The sequence below is a fragment of the Nocardioides luteus genome (genome assembly GCF_015752315.1).
GTDB lineage: Bacteria > Actinomycetota > Actinomycetes > Propionibacteriales > Nocardioidaceae > Nocardioides.
Window position 1 is genome coordinate 2,592,059 of record NZ_JADOVJ010000001.1, and the last position, 19,579, is coordinate 2,611,637.

General features: G+C 70.4%; 19 protein-coding genes. 9 read left to right on the top strand and 10 right to left on the bottom strand.

Translation table 11 applies throughout. The features are described from left to right. Positions 1-80: 80 nt before the first annotated feature. On the top strand, positions 81-1,664 hold the full coding sequence (locus HD557_RS12455) for a GMC family oxidoreductase (RefSeq protein WP_196874095.1): 1,584 nt from the start codon (positions 81-83) through the stop codon (positions 1,662-1,664). 18 nt (positions 1,665-1,682) lie between these two features. Here the strand turns inward: HD557_RS12455 and HD557_RS28685 are convergent, their stop codons facing one another. From HD557_RS28685 to HD557_RS12470, 3 genes are read right to left on the bottom strand one after another with little or no spacing between them, the layout of a single operon-like run. Next, positions 1,683-2,456, bottom strand: coding sequence for an anti-sigma factor family protein (locus HD557_RS28685; RefSeq protein WP_196874096.1), 774 nt, complete (start codon positions 2,454-2,456; stop codon positions 1,683-1,685). Further along, positions 2,453-2,986 carry a sigma-70 family RNA polymerase sigma factor gene (locus HD557_RS12465; protein WP_307785611.1) on the bottom strand — a complete coding sequence of 178 codons (534 nt, stop codon included), beginning with the start codon at positions 2,984-2,986 and terminating at the stop codon, positions 2,453-2,455. The genes HD557_RS28685 and HD557_RS12465 overlap by 4 nt, the downstream gene beginning before the upstream one ends. 17 nt (positions 2,987-3,003) lie before the next feature. Further along, on the bottom strand, positions 3,004-3,675 hold the full coding sequence (locus HD557_RS12470) for a YceI family protein (protein WP_196874098.1): 672 nt from the start codon (positions 3,673-3,675) through the stop codon (positions 3,004-3,006). Between the two features lie 141 nt (positions 3,676-3,816). Between HD557_RS12470 and HD557_RS12475 the strand changes: the two genes are divergently transcribed. Further along, positions 3,817-4,998, top strand: a complete 1,182-nt coding sequence (locus tag HD557_RS12475; RefSeq protein WP_196874099.1) for an acyl-CoA dehydrogenase family protein — start codon at positions 3,817-3,819, stop codon at positions 4,996-4,998. 17 nt (positions 4,999-5,015) lie between these two features. Here HD557_RS12475 and HD557_RS12480 read toward each other — a convergent pair whose 3' ends face one another. Continuing rightward, the gene (locus HD557_RS12480) at positions 5,016-5,462 is read right to left on the bottom strand and encodes a DUF1772 domain-containing protein (RefSeq protein ID WP_196874100.1); all 447 of its coding nucleotides are present in this window, start codon (positions 5,460-5,462) and stop codon (positions 5,016-5,018) included. Between the two features lie 90 nt (positions 5,463-5,552). Here HD557_RS12480 and HD557_RS12485 point away from each other — a divergent pair, with 90 nt between their 5' ends. Continuing rightward, positions 5,553-6,131 carry a TetR/AcrR family transcriptional regulator gene (locus HD557_RS12485; RefSeq protein ID WP_008360002.1) on the top strand — a complete coding sequence of 193 codons (579 nt, stop codon included), beginning with the start codon at positions 5,553-5,555 and terminating at the stop codon, positions 6,129-6,131. A 12-nt stretch (positions 6,132-6,143) separates the two neighbouring features. On the opposite strand, the gene HD557_RS12490 is transcribed toward HD557_RS12485, so the two are convergent. Next, on the bottom strand, positions 6,144-7,031 hold the full coding sequence (locus tag HD557_RS12490; protein ID WP_008360000.1) for an AurF N-oxygenase family protein: 888 nt from the start codon (positions 7,029-7,031) through the stop codon (positions 6,144-6,146). A 60-nt stretch (positions 7,032-7,091) separates the two neighbouring features. Between HD557_RS12490 and HD557_RS12495 the strand changes: the two genes are divergently transcribed. Then, positions 7,092-7,772 carry a TetR/AcrR family transcriptional regulator gene (locus HD557_RS12495; RefSeq protein WP_050800850.1) on the top strand — a complete coding sequence of 227 codons (681 nt, stop codon included), beginning with the start codon at positions 7,092-7,094 and terminating at the stop codon, positions 7,770-7,772. Next, positions 7,769-8,044, top strand: coding sequence for a DUF4873 domain-containing protein (locus HD557_RS12500; protein ID WP_008359994.1), 276 nt, complete (start codon positions 7,769-7,771; stop codon positions 8,042-8,044). The genes HD557_RS12495 and HD557_RS12500 overlap by 4 nt, the downstream gene beginning before the upstream one ends. Positions 8,045-8,058: 14 nt before the next feature. On the opposite strand, the gene HD557_RS12505 is transcribed toward HD557_RS12500, so the two are convergent. From HD557_RS12505 to HD557_RS12520, 4 genes are all read right to left on the bottom strand, one after another. Continuing rightward, positions 8,059-8,820, bottom strand: coding sequence for a sulfite exporter TauE/SafE family protein (locus HD557_RS12505; protein WP_008359992.1), 762 nt, complete (start codon positions 8,818-8,820; stop codon positions 8,059-8,061). After that, complete coding sequence (locus HD557_RS12510) at positions 8,820-9,518, bottom strand: FadR/GntR family transcriptional regulator (RefSeq protein WP_008359990.1); 699 nt, start codon at positions 9,516-9,518, stop codon at positions 8,820-8,822. Before HD557_RS12510 ends, HD557_RS12505 begins: the two co-directional genes overlap by 1 nt. 136 nt (positions 9,519-9,654) lie before the next feature. Beyond that, positions 9,655-11,322, bottom strand: coding sequence for an MFS transporter (locus tag HD557_RS12515; RefSeq protein WP_196874101.1), 1,668 nt, complete (start codon positions 11,320-11,322; stop codon positions 9,655-9,657). Positions 11,323-11,350: 28 nt separating this feature from the next. Next, positions 11,351-11,959, bottom strand: coding sequence for a TetR/AcrR family transcriptional regulator (locus HD557_RS12520; RefSeq protein WP_008359986.1), 609 nt, complete (start codon positions 11,957-11,959; stop codon positions 11,351-11,353). A 197-nt stretch (positions 11,960-12,156) separates the two neighbouring features. Here HD557_RS12520 and HD557_RS12525 point away from each other — a divergent pair, with 197 nt between their 5' ends. The 4 genes from HD557_RS12525 (at position 12,157) to HD557_RS12540 (ending at position 17,835) form a co-directional block, all read left to right on the top strand. Beyond that, positions 12,157-13,485 (top strand): SLC13 family permease, encoded by a 1,329-nt coding sequence (locus HD557_RS12525; protein ID WP_008359984.1) that lies wholly within the window; start codon positions 12,157-12,159, stop codon positions 13,483-13,485. A 5-nt stretch (positions 13,486-13,490) separates the two neighbouring features. Beyond that, complete coding sequence (locus HD557_RS12530) at positions 13,491-14,660, top strand: CaiB/BaiF CoA transferase family protein (RefSeq protein ID WP_196874102.1); 1,170 nt, start codon at positions 13,491-13,493, stop codon at positions 14,658-14,660. A gap of 41 nt (positions 14,661-14,701) precedes the next feature. Further along, positions 14,702-16,201 carry an MFS transporter gene (locus HD557_RS12535; protein ID WP_196874103.1) on the top strand — a complete coding sequence of 500 codons (1,500 nt, stop codon included), beginning with the start codon at positions 14,702-14,704 and terminating at the stop codon, positions 16,199-16,201. Positions 16,202-16,296: 95 nt separating this feature from the next. Then, entirely contained in the window at positions 16,297-17,835 is a 1,539-nt protein-coding gene (locus HD557_RS12540; protein ID WP_196874104.1) for a glycoside hydrolase family 13 protein, read from the top strand. 6 nt (positions 17,836-17,841) lie between these two features. Here the strand turns inward: HD557_RS12540 and HD557_RS12545 are convergent, their stop codons facing one another. Beyond that, a complete protein-coding gene (locus HD557_RS12545) occupies positions 17,842-19,509 on the bottom strand; it encodes an alpha-glucosidase (RefSeq protein WP_196874105.1) in 1,668 nt (555 codons plus the stop codon). Positions 19,510-19,579: the final 70 nt, after the last annotated feature.

Here is a 19,579-nt window from a genome sequence, read left to right on the forward strand (position 1 = left end):
AGTGAGCAGACCCTCCCCAACCACGCCTTCGCGGCGGTAGCCTTCCGAGAGCCCGTCAACGCTGACGAAGGAGATCCGGTATGAGCCAGGAACTGACCAGCGACTACGTGGTGGTGGGGGCCGGATCCTCGGGGGCGGTGCTCGCGGCGAGGCTCAGCGAGGACCCGAGCGTGCGGGTGACGCTGCTCGAGGCAGGTCCGCGCGACAAGGGCATGAACATCCACATCCCCGCGGCGTTCTCGAAGCTCTTCCGGAGCGAGCACGACTGGGACTACTCCACCGAGCCGCAGCCCGAGCTCGGCGGCCGCCGGATCTATTGGCCGCGCGGTCGGATGCTGGGCGGCAGCTCCTCGATGAACGCGATGATGTGGGTCAAGGGGTTGCAGGCCGACTACGAGGAGTGGGGCGTTGCCGCCGGACCCGAGTGGGGGTGGGACGCCGTCAAGAAGGCCTACGCGAAGCTCGAGGACGTCGAGGACGCCACCGCGCTCGACGGCACCGGCGGCCCCGTCCGCGTGGAGCGGCAGCGGAGCCCGCGCCCCTACACCGAGTCCTTCCTCCAGGCCGCCGAGCAGGCCGGCTTCACCCGCGGACGGGCCAACGGCCCCAACCCCGAGGCGTACGTCGAGACCATGGTCACCCAGCGCCGCGGCGCCCGGTGGAGCACCGCCGCGGCCTACCTCAAGCCCGCCGCCAGACGCGGCAACCTGAACGTGGTCACCGGCGCCCAGGTCTCCCGGGTGACCTTCGACGGACGCCGCGCGACCGGTGTCGAAGCCGTCATCGACGGCCAGCAGACGATGGTCACCGCCCGGCGCGAGGTGATCCTCTCCGGCGGCGCCATCAACACCCCGCAGCTGCTGATGCTCTCCGGGATCGGGCCGGCCGCCCACCTGAAGGACCTCGGCATCGAGATCGTCCAGGACGCCACGGAGGTGGGGGAGAACCTCACCGACCACCTCGTCGCCGGCCTCGGCTGGGAGGTCGAGCAGGGCTCGCTCGCGACCGCGGAGTCGCTACGCCACCTGGCCAACTACCTGCTGCGCCGGCGCGGGATGCTCACCTCCAACGTCGGTGAGGCCTACGGCTTCCTCCGTTCGCGTCCCGACCTGGCGGCGCCCGACATCGAGATGATCTTCGCCCCGGTCGGCTTCTTCGACGAGGGCCTGGTGCCGTTCGTGGGCGAGGCGGTCGTCGCCGGTCCGATCCTGGTCGACCCGGCCAGCCGCGGCCGGATCACGCTCGCCTCCGCGGATCCCGCCGCCAAGGCGCTCATCGACCCGCGCTATCTCTCCGACCCCGAGGGCAGGGACCGCGCCGCGATGGTCGAGGGCGTCCGGGCCGCGCTGGACATCGCCTCGCAGCCCGCGCTCAAGCCGATCCTCGGCGAGCTCCTGCGTCCCGAGCTCCCGGCGGACTCGTCCGCGGAGGAGGTCGCCGACGCGCTCCTAACCCGTCACGCCCACACCCTCTACCACCCGACCGGCACCTGCCGGATGGGCACGGACGAGGCGAGCGTGGTGGATCCGAGTTTGCGCGTACGCGGCGTCGAAGGCCTCCGCGTCGCCGACGCCTCGATCATGCCGAGGATCGTGCGTGGCCACACCAACGCGCCGGCGATCATGATCGGCGAGCGTGCCGCGGAGATCATCAGGGGCGCCTGAGGTCATCCGGTGGGGGGGTCAGGTCAGCGAGGCCGCGGCGACCGCGGTGTCGTCGCCGTCGAGGGTGATCTCGACCCGCTCGACGTCGGCGATCGGCACCGCCGAGGAGGCGTCCAGCCCGAGCGTCTCCCCGCCCGACCAGGTCCAGGAACCGGCGACGGTGCGCGCCCCGTCGCGGCGGACCAGCACCAGGTCGTACGTCACCGGCTCGCCCGGATAGTCGGACTGCGGCGGCTGGCTCTTCCCGGGCTTGGGCGGGTAGTGGCAGCTCCACTTGAGCTTGGTGCCCCACGAGGTCGGGGTGACGACGAGCTGGGCCCACATGTCGACGCTGCCCACGGGGCGCAGGTCGACGGTGCGTACGTTTGCGCCTGCGGAGCCCGACGGCGTCGCAGAGGCCGAGGGCGCGGCGAGCGGCTCCTGGCTCCCGTCGCGGCCGAGCAGCAGCCCCCCGATGGCCGTGCCGCCGGCGAGAAGGACGACGGCGGCCGCGGCCGCGAACGCCCGGCGGCGCAGTCGCGACCTGCGTACCGCCCCGGCCAGCTCGGCGAGCGGAGGCGGCACGGCCTCGGTGGCGGTGTCCTCCAGGAGCTCCTCGGCCTCCTCGCGGGAGAGTGCCCCGAGCAGCCCCGGCATCCCGGCGAGCTCGGCGACGGCGGCGCGGCACACACTGCAGGTGGTCAGGTGGCGCTCGAACGCCCTGCGGTCGCTCGGGCTCAGCGCCCCGAGAACGTAGGACGCGTCCCAGTCGGCGAACGTCTCGTGTCCGGAGGCGTCGACGTGGTCGTTCATGAAGTGACCCCCTTCTCTTGCAGGGCGAGACGCAGGGCTCGCAGACCGTAGTGCAACCGAGACTTCACGGTGCCGGGCGGGATGTCGAGCTCGCGGGCGAGCTCGGCGACCGACCGGCCGCCGTAGTAGGCGCCGACCACCACCGCACGATGCTCGGCGGACAGAGCCAGCAGCGCATCGGCGACGACCCAGGAGTCGAGCACAGCCTGGGTGTGGTCGGCCCGGCTCTGGTCGACGCACCACTGGTCGGGCAGAGTCTCCGCGGCGTACTCCCGCTTGCGGCGAGCGCTGCGCAGGTCGTCGATGACGAGATTGCGAGCGGTGGTGAACAGCCAGGCACGTACGCCCTCGTCGGGCCGCTGCAGCACCTCCGGGTTGCGCCAGGCCCGCAGCAGCGTCTCCTGCACCACGTCGCGGGCCTCCTCGGCGTCCCCGGTGCGGCGTACGACGTAGCGGTAGAGCGCCTCGGAGTGGGCGTCGTGCACCGCTACGAGCAGCTCGTCCTCCGCGCCCATGTCACCTCCTCGCACACCCCAAGCGTCCCAGATCAGCCCTTGGCCAGCTCGAGGGAGAACTCGACGGTGCCGGTGTCCTCCACCTTCACGAAGCCCAGGTTCGGCGCCTCGACGCCGAAGTCGGCGAAGGTGATCGGCACGCTGCCGACGACCTGGAGGGCGCTGGTGCCGTCGCCGCCGACCTCGGCGTCGACCGTCACCGACTTCGTCTCCCCGTGCACGGTGAGGTCGCCGACCAGCTGGACCTCGGTCGCGCCCGGCTCGAGAGCGGCGGGCTCGGTGAGCTCGAAGGTGGCGGTCGGGAACTTCTCGGCCTCGATCGCGTTGTCGCGGAAGTAGCCGTCCCGGTTGCCGGAGTCGGTGGCGATCGTGGCCACCTCCACCTCGATGCTCGCCTCGGTGACCTGGCCTCCGTCGATGGTGACCTCGCCGGTCACGTCCTCGGTACGGCCGGTGACGGTGACGTCCTCACCCTGCAGCACCTCGTCGAGGCGGTAGCCGGCGTAGGAGCCGTCGGAGACCGTCCAGGTCCCGGCGCTGTCGGCCGTGTCCGCGGGCGCCGCCGAGCTGCTGAGGCTGGGCTTGTCCGCGGCCGCCTCCTCGGCGCGGTCCGCGTACCAACCGGGTCCGAAGATCGCCGCGGCCCCTCCGACCACGACCACTGCCGCACCGACCCCGACTACTGCTTTCGTACGTGTCCGCACGCCGTTTCCTCTCGCCTCGAGGCCGACCCGATGCCGGCCTTCACCCTCACTACGGAGTGCTGCGGCGAACGGTTCAAACGAGCCCGCGTGACGGGTGACACAATCGGTCGCGGCCCCCGATCGACCCCAAGGAGACTCCCCATGCCCCAGACCCCGCTCGAGCTCTTCGGCACCGAGGCCCTCATCGGCGAGGAGGACCGTGCGATCCGCGACACGGTGAGATCCTTCGCGGAGAAGGAGATCAAGCCGCACCTCGCCGACTGGTTCGAGGCGGGCTCGGTGCCGGTCAAGGAGCTGGCCCCGGAGCTCGGCAAGCTCGGCGTCCTCGGCATGCACCTGGAGGGCTACGGCTGCGCGGGCACCAGCGCCACGGCGTACGGCCTGGCCTGCCTGGAGCTCGAGGCCGCCGATTCCGGGATCCGCTCGCTGGTCTCGGTGCAGGGGTCGCTGGCGATGTTCGCGATCTGGAAGTGGGGGAGCGAGGAGCAGAAGCAGGAGTGGCTGCCGCGGATGGCGGCCGGCGAAGCGATCGGCTGCTTCGGGCTCACCGAGCCGGACTTCGGCTCGAACCCGGCCGGGATGCGCACGCGTGCTCGGAAAGACGGTGACGACTGGGTGCTTACCGGCACCAAGATGTGGATCACCAACGCCCCGGTCGCCGACGTCGCGGTCGTCTGGGCCCAGACCGACGAGGGCGAGAACGGCAAGGGCATCCGCGGCTTCGTGGTCCCCACCGACACCCCGGGCTTCTCCGCCCCCGTGATCAAGCAGAAGCTCTCCCTGCGCGCCTCGGTCACCGGCGAGATCGTCCTGGACTCGGTCCGTCTTCCTGCTTCCGCCGCGTTCCCCGAGGTCAGGGGCTTGAAGGGCCCGCTGTCCTGCCTCAACGAGGCCCGCTTCGGCATCGTCTTCGGCGCCGTCGGCGCGGCCCGCGACTGCCTCGAGTCGGCCATCGCGTACGCCGCCTCCCGCGAGATCTACGACAAGCCGCTGTCCGGCTACCAGATCACCCAGACCAAGCTCGCCGACATGACCCTCGAGCTCGGCAAGTCGATGCTCCTGGCGCTGCACCTGGGACGGCTGAAGGACGAGGGCACTCTCCGCTCCGAGCAGATCTCGCTGGGCAAGCTCAACAACGTTCGCGAGGCCATCGCCATCGCCCGCGAGTGCCGCACCATCCTCGCCGCCGCCGGCGTCACCCTCGAATACCCGATCCTGCGCCACGCCAACAACCTCGAGTCGGTCCTGACGTACGAGGGCACGAGCGAGGTCCACCAGCTCATCATCGGCCAGGCGCTGACGGGGGAGTCCGCCTTCCGCTGACCGGGTCTGGCCCGCGGTCAGGCGAGGGCGGCGACCAGCAGCGTGAAGGCGGCAATGATCACGGCGACGCGCAGGTAGTGCCAGCGCTCCCAGCGGCTCAGCTGCGCCCTCCAGTCCTCGGGCCGGTTCTCGGGGGTCCAGGACTTGTTCCGGTTGTTGATCGGAACGAGCAGCAGGACCGACATGACGACGCTGAGGATCAGAAGCCCGCCAGCAGTGATGACGAGGGCAGTGCCGTCGTGCTGCCACCCGGCGACGGCCCAGATGCTCACCAGCACGAGCGAGCCGATGTACCAGACCGGCATGACGGCGCCGAGCATCCGCCCGCCGTGAGCGTGGCCGAGCTGGCTGCTGTCCTCGGGGAGTGCGTTGAGGATCCGGCTCATGACGAAGGCGACCGAGAACTCGACCCCCACCATGACGCCGACGACCACGGTGGTGACGACCTCGAGTGTGCTGAACATGATGCTCCTCCAAAAACTAGCACTGCTAGAACGAAGTGCAACGCTAGCAGTGCTGCCGCTCGGATGTCTAGCAGTGCTAGGATTCGGGTCATGTCGGTACAGGAGCGCAAGCAGCGCGAGCGAGCAGACCGTGAGCGCCTGATCGTGGCGACGGCCCGTGAGCTCGCCGAGCAGCAGGGCTGGGACGCGGTGACCACGCGCCGGCTCGCCGAGCGCATCGAATACAGCCAGCCCGTCCTCTACAGCCACTTCCGCGGCAAGCGCGAGATCATCGGTGCGGTGGCGCTCGAGGGTGCCTCCGAGATGGCCGTCGCGATGCGGGCTGCCACCGCGGCCGCCGCCACTCCACGCGAACGGGTCGCCGTGTTGGCACGTGCCTATCTCGACTTCGCCGACCGCAACCCCGCGGTCTACGACGCCCTGTTCCAGCTCGACGGCGGCCTGGCGTACGCACAGGAGGACACCCCGGAGCAGCTGAAGGACGCCTTTGCCGCGCTGATGGAGACCCTGAGCGAGGTCGCCGGCGAGGGCGTCGGGCCGGAGCTGTTCACCGAGGTGTTCTGGGCGTCCCTGCACGGGATCGCGACCCTGACCCGGTCGAGGCGGTTGCTGCCCGAGGACGCCGAGCAGAGGCTGGAGCTGCTCGTCGACCGCCTCGCCGTGCTCTGAGGCGCGAACCGGTCAGTCGCGCGGCACCAGGAAGGATGCCCGCCAGATCTTGCGGTCCTTCTCCGAGACCATCCCGTGCTCGGTGAGGTAGGGCATCATCTTCTCGCCCATCCAGGCCAGCGTGGCGCGGTAGTGCTCGTTGCCGAGCGCCTCGCGCCGGGCTGCCATCGGATCGAGGCCGACGGCGGCGTAGCAGTCCGGGTGGACCAGCGAGCGGGCCATCACGTAGGCCGCGCGGGCGGTGAGGTTCTGGTGCAGCCGGAGCTGCGTACGGCTGATCTTCTGCGTCATCGCCGCGGCGAGCTCCTCGCGGGCGAAGGTGACGTGGCGGGCCTCCTCGGTGACGTGGATGCGGGAGGCCATCCGGGTCAGCGGCTGGCAGCGCTCGTCCTTCATCAGCTCGCGCTGCCACCGGTCGAGCGGCTCCTCGCCCACGAGGGTCGCGGAGAAGACGCTGGGCCCGTGCAGCAGGGGAGCGAACTTCCCGATGCGCAGGACGGTGGGCCGCGGGCCGTACGCCGGTGCGCCCATCGCCGCGATCGCCCGCCCGAACATCACCGAATGACGGGTCTCGTCGCCGATCTCGGTCAGCGCGTACTGCGTGCGCGCCGTGCGCGGGTCGGCGCCGTAGACCTCGCGGAGCAGCAGCTGCATCAGCAGCACCTCGAACCACAGCCCGACGCTCATGATGCTGGCCACCTCATGCCGGGAGAGCTCGATCTGCCGCTCCTGGCTGAGCCGGTCCCACATCGGGGTGCCGTAGAGCGAGACGCGCTCGGGCTGCATCCACCACAGGCCCTCGACGGGCGCGGCGTCCCAGTCAAGATCGACCTCGGGGTCGTAGGACTGACGTGCGGTGGAGCGCAGGAGCCGGTCGGAGGTCGGGTCGGCGATGGTCATTCTTCTCCAGACTGAACTACGTGTTACCGAGAGTTACGGGTAGTTGCTAGAGTGCAGGACATGACACGGAAGGTCAAGGACGACGGACGCTCCTCGCGCTGGGACGCGCACCGGGAGGCGAGGCGCGCGGAGCTGGTCGCGGCGGCGATACGCGCCGTCGACTCCGCCGGTGCCGAGGTCTCCATCGCCGACATCGCGGCGGAGGCGGGGGTCAGCAAGCCGGTGCTCTACCGCTACTTCGCCGACAAGGCGGAGCTGCACGCCGCAGTGGGGATGTGGGCCGCGCGGCAGATCCTCGACGCCGTGGTGGAGGCCGTGCTCGCGCCCGCGCCGACCAGGCAGCGCGTGGAGGCGGGGGTCGCTGCGTACGTCGAGACCATCGCCGAGCACCCCAACGTCTACCTGCTGCTGGTGCGCCAGCACACCGGCGGCACCGACCCGCTCGCCGACGGCAAGCAGCTCATCGCCGCGACCTTCGCGCGCCTGCTCGGCGACACCTTCGGCCGTCTCGGCATCGACGCCGCGGGTGCCGAGCCGTGGGCGCACAGCCTGGTCGGGATCGGTGAGTCCGCCGGCCAGTGGTGGCTCGACCGGCGCACCATGTCGCGCGCCGCGTTCGCCCGCTACCTGAGCGAGTTCGTCTGGCACGCCCTGGAAGGCACCACCGCCGAGTACGGCGTCGACCTGAGCGCCCTGGACCGTCCCGAGATCGTCACCCCGCTGCGAAAGAGTCCCCGATGAGCGAGCATGAGCCCCAGCACCTCTACGACGGTCCCGCCCGCCTCGAGTCCGCGGGCGCCACCTGGGAGGTCGACGTCGCGCTGCGCGGGGTCTTCCAGCCGATCGACGGCCACTTCCACTGGTACGGCCGGGTCGCGACGGCCCTCGACGGCGTACGCAACGGGCAGACCGTCACCGTTCGCACCGATCACGGCGAGGCCGAGGGCCGGCTCTCCGACATCGATCCCTGGGGCCGGTTCCGGATCTCCGGAACGGGAAAGCCGCCCTTCTGAGCTCGGCTCTGACCTCAGCGCACGAGCATGAGCGTCGCGGCGCCGATCCCGACAACGACGATCAGCGAACGTAGCACCGTGGCCGGCAGCCGCCGACCGATGTGGGCCCCGACGTACCCACCCACGACCGAGCCTGCGGCGAGCAGTCCGACGGCCCGCCAGTCGAGATCGGCGATGGCCAGGAAGATCACGGTCGCGACCACGTTCGAGGCCATCACCGCGAAGGTCTTGAGCGCGTTGACGGTGCGGAACTCCAGGTCGGTCCCGAGCCCGAGCACGGCCATCATCATCACCCCGGAGCCGGCACCGAAGTAGCCGCCGTAGACGCCGGTCAGCGTCGCGAACACGGTGGTGAGGCCCGAGATCCGCACGCGCGGCTCGTCGTCGGTGGCGTGCTGGCGCAGGAAGCGGCTCAGCCGGGGCTGGATGCCGACGAGTACGCAGGTGCCGAGGATCAGCCAGGGAACGACCGCCTCGAAGACCGACCCCGGCAGCCACAGGAGCAGCAACGATCCGGCGACACCGCCCCCGGCCGCCGTCATCAGCACGGCAGCGGTGACACCCGGATGCTCGGCGAGCTCACGCCGGTAGCCGAAGGAACCGCTGAGCCCGGCCGGCGTCATCCCGACCGTGTTGGAGGTGTTGGCCACCACCGGCGGCAGGCCGACCGCGACCAGGACGGGGAAGCTGAGCAGCGAGGCGACACCCACGGTCGAGGTGAGGATGCCGGCGCCCAGGCCCGCGGCGAGCACCGCGAGCTGGTCCAGCCAGGTCATCAGTCGCGGAGCAGGGCGACGTCGCTGACCAGCATGACGTGGCCGTGCATCGCGGCCGCGGCGGCCTGAGAGTCACCCGACGCGATCGCGTCGGCAATCTTCTGGTGGCCGGCGAGCGAGGTCTTGGGCCGGTCGGGCTGGGAGAGCGACTCGATACGGGTCTCCCGGATCAGCTCGCTGATCTCCGACATCATCTGCTCGAGCAGAGGGGAGTGGGCGGCCTCGGTGACCGCGTGATGGAAGAGCTCGTCGCCCTGGACGCCGCGCCCGCCGCCCTCGATGTCGTCCGCCATCGCCTTCAGCGCCGCCTGGATGCGGTCCAGGTCCTCCTGCGTACGCCGCTGCGCGGCCAGTGCGGCGATCTTGGTCTCGAGCGCGTCGCGCGCCTCGATGACGTCCGGGATCCGCTCCGCATGCGCCCGGATCGCATCGGTGATGCGCTCGACCCGCGGCTTGTCGGTCAGCACCGTCCCGTCACCGTGCCGCACCGCGACGACGCCGATCACCTCGAGCGCGACCAGCGCCTGACTGAGGGTCGCCCGACTCACCCCGAGGCTGGTCGCGAGCTGTCTCTCCGGCGGCAGCCGGTCACCTGACTTCAGGTCGTTCTCCGAGATCCAGGCAGTGATCTGCTCAGCGACCTGCTCGTACAGGCGGGTTCGCTGCAGCGGACGCGGAAAGCGCGCGGACTCACTCATGACTACAGAGTAGGGACGTCAGGGCGTATTGACCTATTGGCTAGGCCACCAATGTCTGTGGGACGCGTCACAAGTGAGACGTGGCCGCCCCCTGAGAGGGAGCGGCCACGTAGGTCGTCGTACGACGTCGGGCTGGTCAGCCCACGTGCACGCCGCCCTCCGGCCCGTCCGTCGCCAGCTCGGTGTGCTTGACGTTGAGGAAGATCCAGATGATCGCGGAGACCCCGAGCATCATCACGGATCCGACCAGGAACGCCGCCTGGGCGCCGGAGGTGAAAGTGCCCTGGAACAGCGCGCCCTGGAAGAAGGACAGGTCGCTGCCCGGGATCAGGGCGTTCGGGTCCATCCCGGACTTGGTGATGCCGTCGCGCAGCGGAGCAGCGATGTCGTCACCACGGCTGTTGCTGAACTGGAGCGCCACCGTGCTCAGAATCGCGAGGCCGAGCGCACCGCCGACCTGCTGCATCGTGTTGAGGACGCCGGAGCCGATGCCCGAGTCCTCGGTCCGCACGTTGTGCACTGCGGTCAGGGTGAGCGGCACGAACACCATGCCCATGCCGATCGCCATCAGGAGGATGTACGGGAACAGGCTGGTCCAGTAGTTCACGTCCGCACCGACGGGGTTGCCCGCGCCGAGCGCCGGGAGGACCGCCGAGGGGCTGTCGTCGACGTCGATGCGAGAGAACATGAACAGCGAGATCGCCGCGAGCAGGGTGCCTGTGCCCGAGAGGTAGCGCGGAGGGATCCGGGCCACCAGGTTGGACGACACGGCCGCGCCGATCACGATGCCGAACGAGAACGGCAGGAACGAGAAGCCGGCCTCGAGCGGGCTGAACCCCTTGATCTGCTGCACGAACAGGCTCAGGTAGAAGAACATCGCGAACATCGCGGCCGGGGCGATCATCATGGCCACGAAGCTCGTGGCCCGCGTCCGGTTCGCGAAGATCCGCATCGGCAACAGCGGGTGGTCGACCCGCGACTCGATGACGACGAACGCGATCAGCAGGGCGGCGCCCGCGACGAGCGAGCTGATGGTCTGGACGTGGTCCCAGCCGTAGGCCTCCTCGCCGGCGCGCGAGAGACCGAACACGATGCCCAGCAGGCCGAAGGTGCCGGTGATGGCGCCCGGGATGTCCAGCCAGCCGGTGTGCTTCTCCGACTCCTGCAGGATGCGGGGAGCCGCGAAGGCGGCGACCAGGCCGATCGGGACGTTGATCAGGAAGGTGAGCCGCCAGCCGTCGACGCCCAGGGGCTGGTCGAGGCCGGTGAGCCAACCGCCGAGGATCAGGCCGATCGCGGCGCCGATGCCCGACATGGTCGCGTACGCCGCCATCGCGCGGTTGCGCTGAGGACCGGCGGGGAACGTCGTGGTGATCAGCGCCAGCGCGGCCGGTGCGGCGAGCGCCGCACCGACACCCTGCAGGCCTCGCGAGCCCAGCAGCAGCGCCTCGTTCTGGGCGAGCCCGCCGAGGAGCGAGCCGATCGCGAAGACGGTGAGACCGCTGATGAAGAGGCGGCGCCGTCCGTAGAGGTCGCCGAGGCGGCCGCCGAGGAGCAGCAGGCCGCCGAATGCGAGCGCGTAGCCGGTGACGATCCAGGTCAGGTTCGCCTGGGAGATCTCGAGGTCCCTACCGATGTAGGGCAACGCGATGTTGGCAATGGTCGAGTCGAGCACCACCATCAGCTGTGCGGTGAGGATGAGCACGAGGGCGAGGCCGGCGTGCGGGACCTTGGCCTTCTCCTGCTCCGGCGGCGCGGTCGTGGAGATCGTCCCTTCGGCGCCGAGGGATTCGGTGTTGGTCATCAGTTGGATTCCTTGGTGTGGGTTGGAGTCAGCCGCGGATCACGGCAGGGAGGATCAGCTGGTCGACCACCTTGGCGATCAGCTCGGTCGTCGGCGGCTCCCCGAGGAGGAATGTGTGGTGCAGGACGATGCCCGGGAGGGCGGAGGAGATCAGATCGAGATCGAGGTCATCGCGGAGCTCGCCGCGCTCCTGCGCGCGGCGGAACATCTCGGTCGCGATGGCCTTCTTGGGGCCGACGACACCGCGCCGGAACGCCTCGGCGAACTCGGCGTCACGGGAGATCGCGGTGACGACGCTGCCGAAGATCGCGATCTGGCGCTGGTCGGTGAGACCGCCCATGCCGCAGAAGGCGCCCAGCAGGTCCTCGCGTAGGTCGCCGGTGTCGGGAGCCGTCATCGGCTCCTTGGTCGAGGTGAGCGCTTCGATCACGAGCTGAGCCTTGCCGTTCCACCGGCGGTAGAGCGTCGCCTTGGAGGCCTTGGCCCGCCCGGCGACGGCGTCCATCGTGAGCCGGTCGTAGCCCAGCTCGGCCAGGATGTCGATCGTCGCATCGAAGATCTCCTGCTCCCGCTCACCCTCGACTCGCGGGCGAGACTGCGCCTCGGCGGCGGCACGGGCGGCTCGGGCGGGGGACATCGGCACCTCACAGATGGGTGGTTGATGAAACGGTACGGTTTCGTTTCAAAAGATAGTACGGAGCCGTTTCGTTCCAGGCAAGTCGGTATTCGGTCTTGACGTTCTCCTGATTGTCCTATTGGCTAGGCCACTGAGCCGCCGTGATCCGGGTCACACACCATGCGGTGTCATCTGGGGGCCAACAGAAGGGAAGTCCGATGGGACCGGAATGGGTGGCGATCATCGCGTTGGTCGCCTTGTTCGTGGCCGGCACGCTGCTGCCGATCAACATGGGAGCACTGGCGTACGTCGCGGCCTGGCTGGTCGGGATGTTCGCGCTGAATCTCGACGAGAAGGAGATCCTGGCCGGGGTCAGCGCCGACCTGATCCTGACGCTGATAGGTGTCACCTATCTGTTCGCGATCGCGAGGAACAACGGCACGGTCGACCTGATCGTCAGCAGCGCCGTCCGCGCGGTCGGAGGCCGGGTCGCCCTGATCCCGTGGGTGATGTTCGGCGTGACCGCGCTGCTGACCGCGATGGGCGCCGCGAGCCCGGCGGCCTGCGCGATCATCGGGCCGGTGGCCCTCGGGTTCGCGGGCCGCTACAAGATCAACCCGCTGATGATGGGCATGTTCGTCGTGCACGGCGCCCAGGGCGGTGGCTTCTCGCCGATCAGCATCTACGGCACCATCACCAACTCGGTCATGGTCGACAACGGCCTTCCCGCCAGCGAGATGACGGTCTTCCTGACCAGCCTGGTGGTCAACCTGATCATGGCGGGGATCCTGTTCTTCGCCCTCGGCGGACGGTCGCTGATGTCGATGCGGCTCGACCCCGACGAGGCGGCCAGCGCCGCCGCCGGCGTACCGGGCGAGCTGAACGAGGGCGGTGTGACCGTACCCGCCCGCGGCTACGGCACCGTCGCCCCGACCGGCACCAAGCCCGGCATCCGCACCGAGCAGCTCCTGACCCTCGCCGCCTTCGTGATCGTCGCGGCCGTCGCCCTGTTCTTCGACAAGAACATCGGCTTCGCCTCGATCACCGCGGCCACGGTCCTCGCGGCCCTCTCGCCGAGCCAGCACAAGGACGCCATCCGCCAGATCGCCTGGCCGACCGTGCTCCTGGTCGCCGGCGTCTCGACGTACGCCACGATCCTGAACACCGCCGGATCGCCGGAGTTCGTGGGTGGCTGGGCAGCAGGCCTGGGTGTCGCCGCGATCGGCGCGCTCATCCTCTGCTACGTCGGCGCCGTGGTCTCCGCGTTCGCCTCCTCCACGGCGCTGCTGCCGATCATCATCCCGATCGCGGTGCCGCTGATCGCCGAGGGCGGTATCTCGGCGGCGATGTTCGTGGCCGCGCTGGCGATCTCCTCGACCATCGTCGACGTGAGCCCGTTCTCCACCAACGGCGCGCTGATGCTGGCCAACCGGCCCGAGAGCATCACCGAGGAGCGCTACTACAAGCAGATCCTCGGCTACAGCGTCATCGTGGTGCTCGTCGGTCCCCTCCTGGTCTGGGCCACCATGGTCCTCCCGGGCTGGTGACGCGCATGCGTGGACCGCTCGACGACGTCGTCGTCCTCGACCTCTCCCGTGCCCTGGCCGGGCCGCACGCCGCGATGATGATGGGCGACCTCGGTGCCCGGGTGATCAAGGTCGAGGCGCCCGGGCACGGCGACGACACCCGGGGCTGGGGCCCGCCGTTCGTGGGGGAGGAGGGACAGCGGGAGGCGACGTACTTCCTCTCGGCCAACCGCAACAAGGAGTCGATCACCCTCGACCTCAAGGACACCGACGACAAGGACGTGCTGCTGCGGCTGGTCGACCGGGCCGACGTGCTCATCGAGAACTTCCGCACCGGCGTCCTCGACCGGCTCGGGCTCGGCATCGACGAGCTGCAGGCCCGCAACCCCCGCCTCGTGGTGCTCTCGATCACCGGGTTCGGTCACGACGGCCCCGAGGGCGGGCGGTCCGGCTACGACCAGATCGCGCAGGGCGAGGCCGGCCTGATGTCGCTCACCGGCTCGGGCCCCGACGACCCCCAGCGGGTCGGCACCCCGATCGCGGACCTGCTGGCCGGGATGTACGGCGCCTACGGTGCGCTCGCCGCTCTCCACGAGCGGGACCGCACCGGTCGCGGCACCGTCGTCCGCACCTCGCTGCTCTCCGCCGTCGTCGGCGTCCACGGGTTCCAGGGGACCCGCTGGACCGTCGCCGGTGAGGTCGGCCGCGCGCAGGGCAACCATCACCCGAGCATCTCGCCGTACGGCCTGTTCCGCTGTGCCGACGGGACCGTGCAGATCGCGGTGGGCAGCGAGGGGCTGTGGCGGCGGTTCTGCACCGCCTTCGACATCTCGCCCGACCTGGAGGGGATGGCCACCAACCCCGAGCGGGCGGCGAACCGGGAGAAGGTCGTCGAGCTCGTCGAGTCGCTCTTCGAGCCATGGCCTGCCGAGGAGCTGCTCGCCAAGCTCGCCGAGGCCGGTGTCCCGGCCGGCAAGGTGCGCTCCCTGGACGAGGTCTACGCCTGGGAGCAGACCGCCAGCCAGGGTCTGCTGATCGACGTCGACCACTCGACGCTCGGCCATCTCACCCTTCCCGGGCCGCCCCTACGGTTCTTCACCGAGGGAGCCGAGGTGACCCCCACCGGACACGCGGCGCCGCCCACCCTCGACGAGCACGGCCCCGAGCTGCGTACGTGGGTGGCGGACCAGCCCTGAATCCGGAGGAGGAGGGCGCCTGACTGGGATACTCCAGGATCATGGACGACTCTCGTGACGGCGCCCCTCTCCGGCTGGGCAGTGCCCAGGGCCGCTGGGTGCTGGCGACCACCGTGCTCGGCTCCGGCCTGGCGATGCTCGACTCGACCGTCGTCAACGTCGCCCTCGGCCGGATCGGCGAGGATCTGGACGCAGGCTTCTCGGGTCTGCAGTGGACGGTGAACGCCTACACCCTGAGCCTCGCGGCGCTGATCCTCCTCGGCGGCTCGCTCGGCGACCGCTTCGGCCGGCGCCGGGTGTTCCTCGTCGGCGTGGTGTGGTTCGCGGCCGCCTCGTTGCTGTGCGGGCTGGCGCCCGACATCGATCTGCTGATCGCGGCGCGCGGGCTGCAGGGGGTTGGCGGCGCCCTCCTGACACCGGGGAGCCTGGCGATCATCGCCGCGTCGTTCCACGCCGATGACCGGTCGGCCGCCGTCGGCGCCTGGTCGGGACTCAGCGGCATCGCGGCCGCGATCGGGCCGCTCGTCGGGGGCTGGCTGGTCGAGGTGGACTGGAGGCTGGTCTTCCTCGTCAACGTGCCCGTCGCGGTGCTCATCGTGGTTGTCGCCGTCCGCCACGTACCGGAGAGCCGTGACCCGGACGCCGGCGGCCGGCTCGACCTGACCGGGACGGTGCTCGCCGTGGCCGGACTCGGCGCGCTCACGTTCGGGCTGACCCGGGCTGGTGAGGTCGGGTTCGCCGGCACGGTGGCGGCGACCGTTGCGGCCGGGGTCGCCTGCCTGGTGGCCTTCGTGGTCGTCGAGGCCCGCTCGAGCCACCCGCTGGTCCCGCTCGAGCTCTTCCGCAACGCCCAGTTCAGCGCGGCCAACGCCGTCACCCTGCTCGTCTACGCGGCGCTCGGCGTCATCTTCGTGCTCCTCGTCCTCCAGCTCCAGGTCGTCAGCGGCTGGTCGCCGCTCGCCGCCGGGTCCGCGCTGCTCCCGGTCACCGTGGTGATGCTGCTCTTCTCCTCGCGCGCGGGCGCCCTCGCCCAGCGCATCGGCCCCCGCCTGCCGATGACGCTCGGGCCGCTGCTGGCGGCCGGCGGGGTGCTCTGGATGGGGAGGATCGGCCCCCAGGCGTCGTACGTCGCGGACGTGCTCGCGCCCGTCCTGCTCTTCGCCGCCGGGCTCACGCTGCTGGTCGCGCCGCTGACCGCCACCGTGCTCGGCGCTGCTGACGACCGGCACGCCGGCATCGCCTCGGGCGTGAACAACGCCGTCGCCAGGACAGCCGGGCTCTTGGCCGTGGCCGTCGTCCCGGCCGCCGTCGGCATCGCCGGCGACGACTACACGAACCCGAGCGCCTTCGACGACGGATTCGGCATGGCGATGCTCCTCAACGCCGGCCTGCTGGTCCTCGGCGCGGTGCTCGCAGCGGTGTTCGTACGACGCCCGCTCGCGGCCGAGGAGGAGCACGACGAGCACCGGGTGCACATCGAGACGTGTGCGCACTGCGGTGTGACCGGTACGCAGCTGCACCCCGCCGACCACGACCGGTGAGGTCGGCTCGACCGTCGACCGAACCTCGGGTGGCATGACCTGAGCGGCTTCCGGTTACCGGGGCTCCCGTGGAATCCCCGTGGTGGCGTGAGGCCGTGACGTACCAGATCTACCCACGCTCGTTCGCCGATGCGGACGGGGACGGCACCGGAGATCTCGCCGGTATCACCTCGCGGCTGGACCATCTGGCCGACCTCGGGGTGGACGCGATCTGGCTCTCGCCGTTCTACCCCTCGCCGCAGATCGACTACGGCTACGACGTCACCGACGCCCGCGGGGTGCACCCTCTCTTCGGGTCGCTCTCCGACGCCGAGGACCTGCTCACCAAGGCGCACGAGGTGGGCCTGAAGGTGATCATCGACCTGATCCCCAACCACACCTCCTCGGAGCACCCGTGGTTCGGCGAGGCGCTCTCGGCCGGACCGGGCTCGCCGGAGCGTGACCGCTACGTCTTCCGCGACGGTCGAGGGCCGGACGGCGACGAGCCGCCGACCAACTGGCAGTCCGTCTTCGGTGGGTCCGCGTGGACCCGGGTCGAGGACGGGCAGTGGTATCTCCACATGTTCGCCGAGGAGGAACCCGACCTCAACTGGCGCCATCCCGAGGTGGCCGAGGAGTTCCGGTCCGTGCTGCGGTGGTGGCTGGACCGGGGCGTCGACGGGTTCCGTGTCGATGTCGCCCACGGCCTGGTCAAGGCGCTGCGCGACCAGCACGTCCCCGAAGGGAAGTCACCGAACTCCGACCCGGCGGTGATGTACGACACCGGCGTCGAGGACGATCCGATGTGGGACCACCCGGACGTCCACGGGGTCTACCGGGACTGGCACGACGTCATCTCGTCCTATCCCGGCGATCGGATGCTGATCGCCGAGGCGTGGACCCGAGGCCCGGCAGACCTGCGCGGCTACCTGCGCACCGACGAGTTCGAGCAGGCGTTCAACTTCCGGTGGCTGCAGGCGCACTGGTCGGCGCGCGAGTTCACCGACGCGATCGTGTCCACGCTGGAGGCGCTGAGTCCCTCCCGGGCTTGGCCCACGTGGGTCCTCTCCAACCACGACGCCGTACGCCACCGCACGCGCTACGGCGACGGGGCCCAGGCGCTCGCCCGTGCCCGCGCGGCGACGCTGACGATGCTGGCACTGCCCGGGTCGGCGTACCTCTACCAGGGCGAGGAGCTCGGCCTGCCGCACGTGGAGCTGCCCCCGGAGCACCAGCAGGATCCCTGGGCGGCCGGCGGGAACGGCCGCGACGGCTGCCGGGTGCCGCTGCCGTGGAGCGGTGACGCACCACCCTTCGGCTTCGGTCCCGGCGACGGCCAGCCGTGGCTGCCGCAGCCGGTCCAGTGGGCGGAGCTGACCGTCGCGGCGCAGACGGGCCGGCCCGGCTCGACCCTGGAGTTCTACCGGTCGGCGATCGCGGCCCGGCGCCGCTACGCCCGGGGCGGCGAGGTGCGGTTCCTCGACATGCCCGACGACGTCATCGCCTTCCGCCGCGGCCGGCTGACGGCGGTCATCAACTGCGGGGCGGTTCCGACGCCGCTGCCCCCGGGAGACGTGGTGATCTGCAGCGGCGAGCCCGTCGGCGCCGAGCTGCCGCCGGACACCGCGGTCTGGCTGCTCGACGACGACGGCTGAGCCGGGTCAGCGGCGGTAGACCCGCGACTCCCAGGGCTGCATCACCGCACCGCGCCCGGACCCGAGCACGAGCTCGCCTCGGCACTCGTCGGCGAGCTCACCGAGGTCGGCCTCGTCGCCGCTGAAGTTGGCGAGCACCGTCAGCTGCCCGCTCTCGTGGCGACGGCGGAAGGCGAAGACCTGCGGATGGCTCTCGGCCAGCAGGCTGAAGTCGCCGTCGACCACGACCGGGTCCTCGTGGCGCAGCTGGATCAGCCGGCGATAGTGCGAGAGCACCGAGTCCGGGTCCTCGAGCTGCGCGGCGACGTTGATCTCGGTGTGGTTCGGGTTGATCGCGAGCCAGGGCGTCCCGGTCGTGAAGCCGGCGCCGGGGGAGTCGTCCCACTGCATCGGCGTACGTCCGTTGTCACGAGACATCGCCCGCAGCGAGCGCATCACGTCCTCGTGCTCCTGGCCGGCGGCGATCGCCTCGTGGTAGTAGTTCACCGCTTCCACGTCGTCGAACTCGTCGATGGAGGCGAACGGGTGGTTCGTCATGCCGATCTCGTCGCCCTGGTAGACGAACGGGGTGCCCCGCTGCAGGTGCAGCACGGTCGCGAGCAGCTTGGCCGACTCGGTGTGCCAGCGGCCGTCGTCGCCGTACCGCGAGACCACCCGCGGCTGGTCGTGGTTGTCCCAGTAGAGGCTGTTCCAGCCGACGTCCGCCAGACCGGTCTGCCAGGCCGCGAACCGGTCGCGGAGGCGACCGAGGTCGAAGGGGCGTACGTCCCACTTGAAGGTGCCGTGGTCGATCTCGACGTGCTCGTAGTGCAGGACCATGTCGAGCTCGCGGCGTGCCGGATCGGTGTACTTGCGGCCCTCCTCGACCGTCGTCTCGCCGGTCTCCCCGACGAGCAGGAGGTCGCGGTCGTAGCGGTCGAAGACCTCCCGGTGCATCTCGGCGAGGAACTCGTGGACGCGCGGCCCGTCGATCACCGACCGGCGCATGTTGCCGTAACGCTGCCCCGGCATGACCGGCGCCTCCGGGAGCTCCGGGTCCTTGGAGATCAGGTTCACCACGTCCATCCGGAAGCCGTCGACACCACGGTCCAGCCACCAGCGCATGACCTCGTACACCGCCTGCCTGACCTCGGGGTTCTCCCAGTTCAGGTCCGGCTGCTTCCTGGTGAACAGGTGGAGGTAATAGGCGGCCCTGCCCTCGCTGTAGGTCCAGGCCGGCCCGGAGAAGAACGAGCCCCAGTTGTTGGGCTCCTCGCGCCACCAGTACCAGTCGCGCTTCGGGCTCTCCGGGCTCATGGTCGAGTCCACGAACCAGGGATGCTCGTCGGAGGTGTGGTTGGCGACCAGATCCATCACCAGCTTCATCCCGCGCTCGTGGAGCTCGGAGATCAGGGCGTCCAGCTCCGCAAGCGTCCCGTACGTCGGGTCGACATCGTGATAGTCGCTGACGTCGTAGCCGTTGTCGGCCATCGGCGAGGGATAGACCGGCGAGATCCACAGCACGTCGACGCCGAGCCACTCGAGGTGGTCGAGCCGCTCCCGGATCCCGCGCAGGTCGCCGACGCCGTCACCGTTCCCGTCGGCGAAGCTGCGCGGGTAGACCTGGTAGACGACGGCGGAACGCCACCACCCCGGACCGGTGCGACCAGCGGGTTCGGTGAGGTTCGAGGGCATCCTGGTTTCCTCCTGGTGAGGGGACAGCGGTCCCTGCGAGCGGTAACCGGGTCGGGCGCCACGCATACGC

What these genes read in the sequence shown, in the direction of transcription:
- HD557_RS12455 (WP_196874095.1), top strand. Translation starts at nt 81, where the DNA reads ATGAGCCAGGAACTGACCAGCGACTACGTGGTGGTGGGGGCCGGATCC.
- HD557_RS28685 (WP_196874096.1), bottom strand. Translation starts at nt 2,456, where the DNA reads ATGAACGACCACGTCGACGCCTCCGGACACGAGACGTTCGCCGACTGG.
- HD557_RS12475 (WP_196874099.1), top strand. Translation starts at nt 3,817, where the DNA reads ATGCCCCAGACCCCGCTCGAGCTCTTCGGCACCGAGGCCCTCATCGGC.
- HD557_RS12480 (WP_196874100.1), bottom strand. Translation starts at nt 5,462, where the DNA reads ATGTTCAGCACACTCGAGGTCGTCACCACCGTGGTCGTCGGCGTCATG.
- HD557_RS12485 (WP_008360002.1), top strand. Translation starts at nt 5,553, where the DNA reads ATGTCGGTACAGGAGCGCAAGCAGCGCGAGCGAGCAGACCGTGAGCGC.
- HD557_RS12490 (WP_008360000.1), bottom strand. Translation starts at nt 7,031, where the DNA reads ATGACCATCGCCGACCCGACCTCCGACCGGCTCCTGCGCTCCACCGCA.
- HD557_RS12495 (WP_050800850.1), top strand. Translation starts at nt 7,092, where the DNA reads ATGACACGGAAGGTCAAGGACGACGGACGCTCCTCGCGCTGGGACGCG.
- HD557_RS12500 (WP_008359994.1), top strand. Translation starts at nt 7,769, where the DNA reads ATGAGCGAGCATGAGCCCCAGCACCTCTACGACGGTCCCGCCCGCCTC.
- HD557_RS12505 (WP_008359992.1), bottom strand. Translation starts at nt 8,820, where the DNA reads ATGACCTGGCTGGACCAGCTCGCGGTGCTCGCCGCGGGCCTGGGCGCC.
- HD557_RS12510 (WP_008359990.1), bottom strand. Translation starts at nt 9,518, where the DNA reads ATGAGTGAGTCCGCGCGCTTTCCGCGTCCGCTGCAGCGAACCCGCCTG.
- HD557_RS12515 (WP_196874101.1), bottom strand. Translation starts at nt 11,322, where the DNA reads ATGACCAACACCGAATCCCTCGGCGCCGAAGGGACGATCTCCACGACC.
- HD557_RS12520 (WP_008359986.1), bottom strand. Translation starts at nt 11,959, where the DNA reads ATGTCCCCCGCCCGAGCCGCCCGTGCCGCCGCCGAGGCGCAGTCTCGC.
- HD557_RS12525 (WP_008359984.1), top strand. Translation starts at nt 12,157, where the DNA reads ATGGGACCGGAATGGGTGGCGATCATCGCGTTGGTCGCCTTGTTCGTG.
- HD557_RS12530 (WP_196874102.1), top strand. Translation starts at nt 13,491, where the DNA reads ATGCGTGGACCGCTCGACGACGTCGTCGTCCTCGACCTCTCCCGTGCC.
- HD557_RS12535 (WP_196874103.1), top strand. Translation starts at nt 14,702, where the DNA reads ATGGACGACTCTCGTGACGGCGCCCCTCTCCGGCTGGGCAGTGCCCAG.
- HD557_RS12545 (WP_196874105.1), bottom strand. Translation starts at nt 19,509, where the DNA reads ATGCCCTCGAACCTCACCGAACCCGCTGGTCGCACCGGTCCGGGGTGG.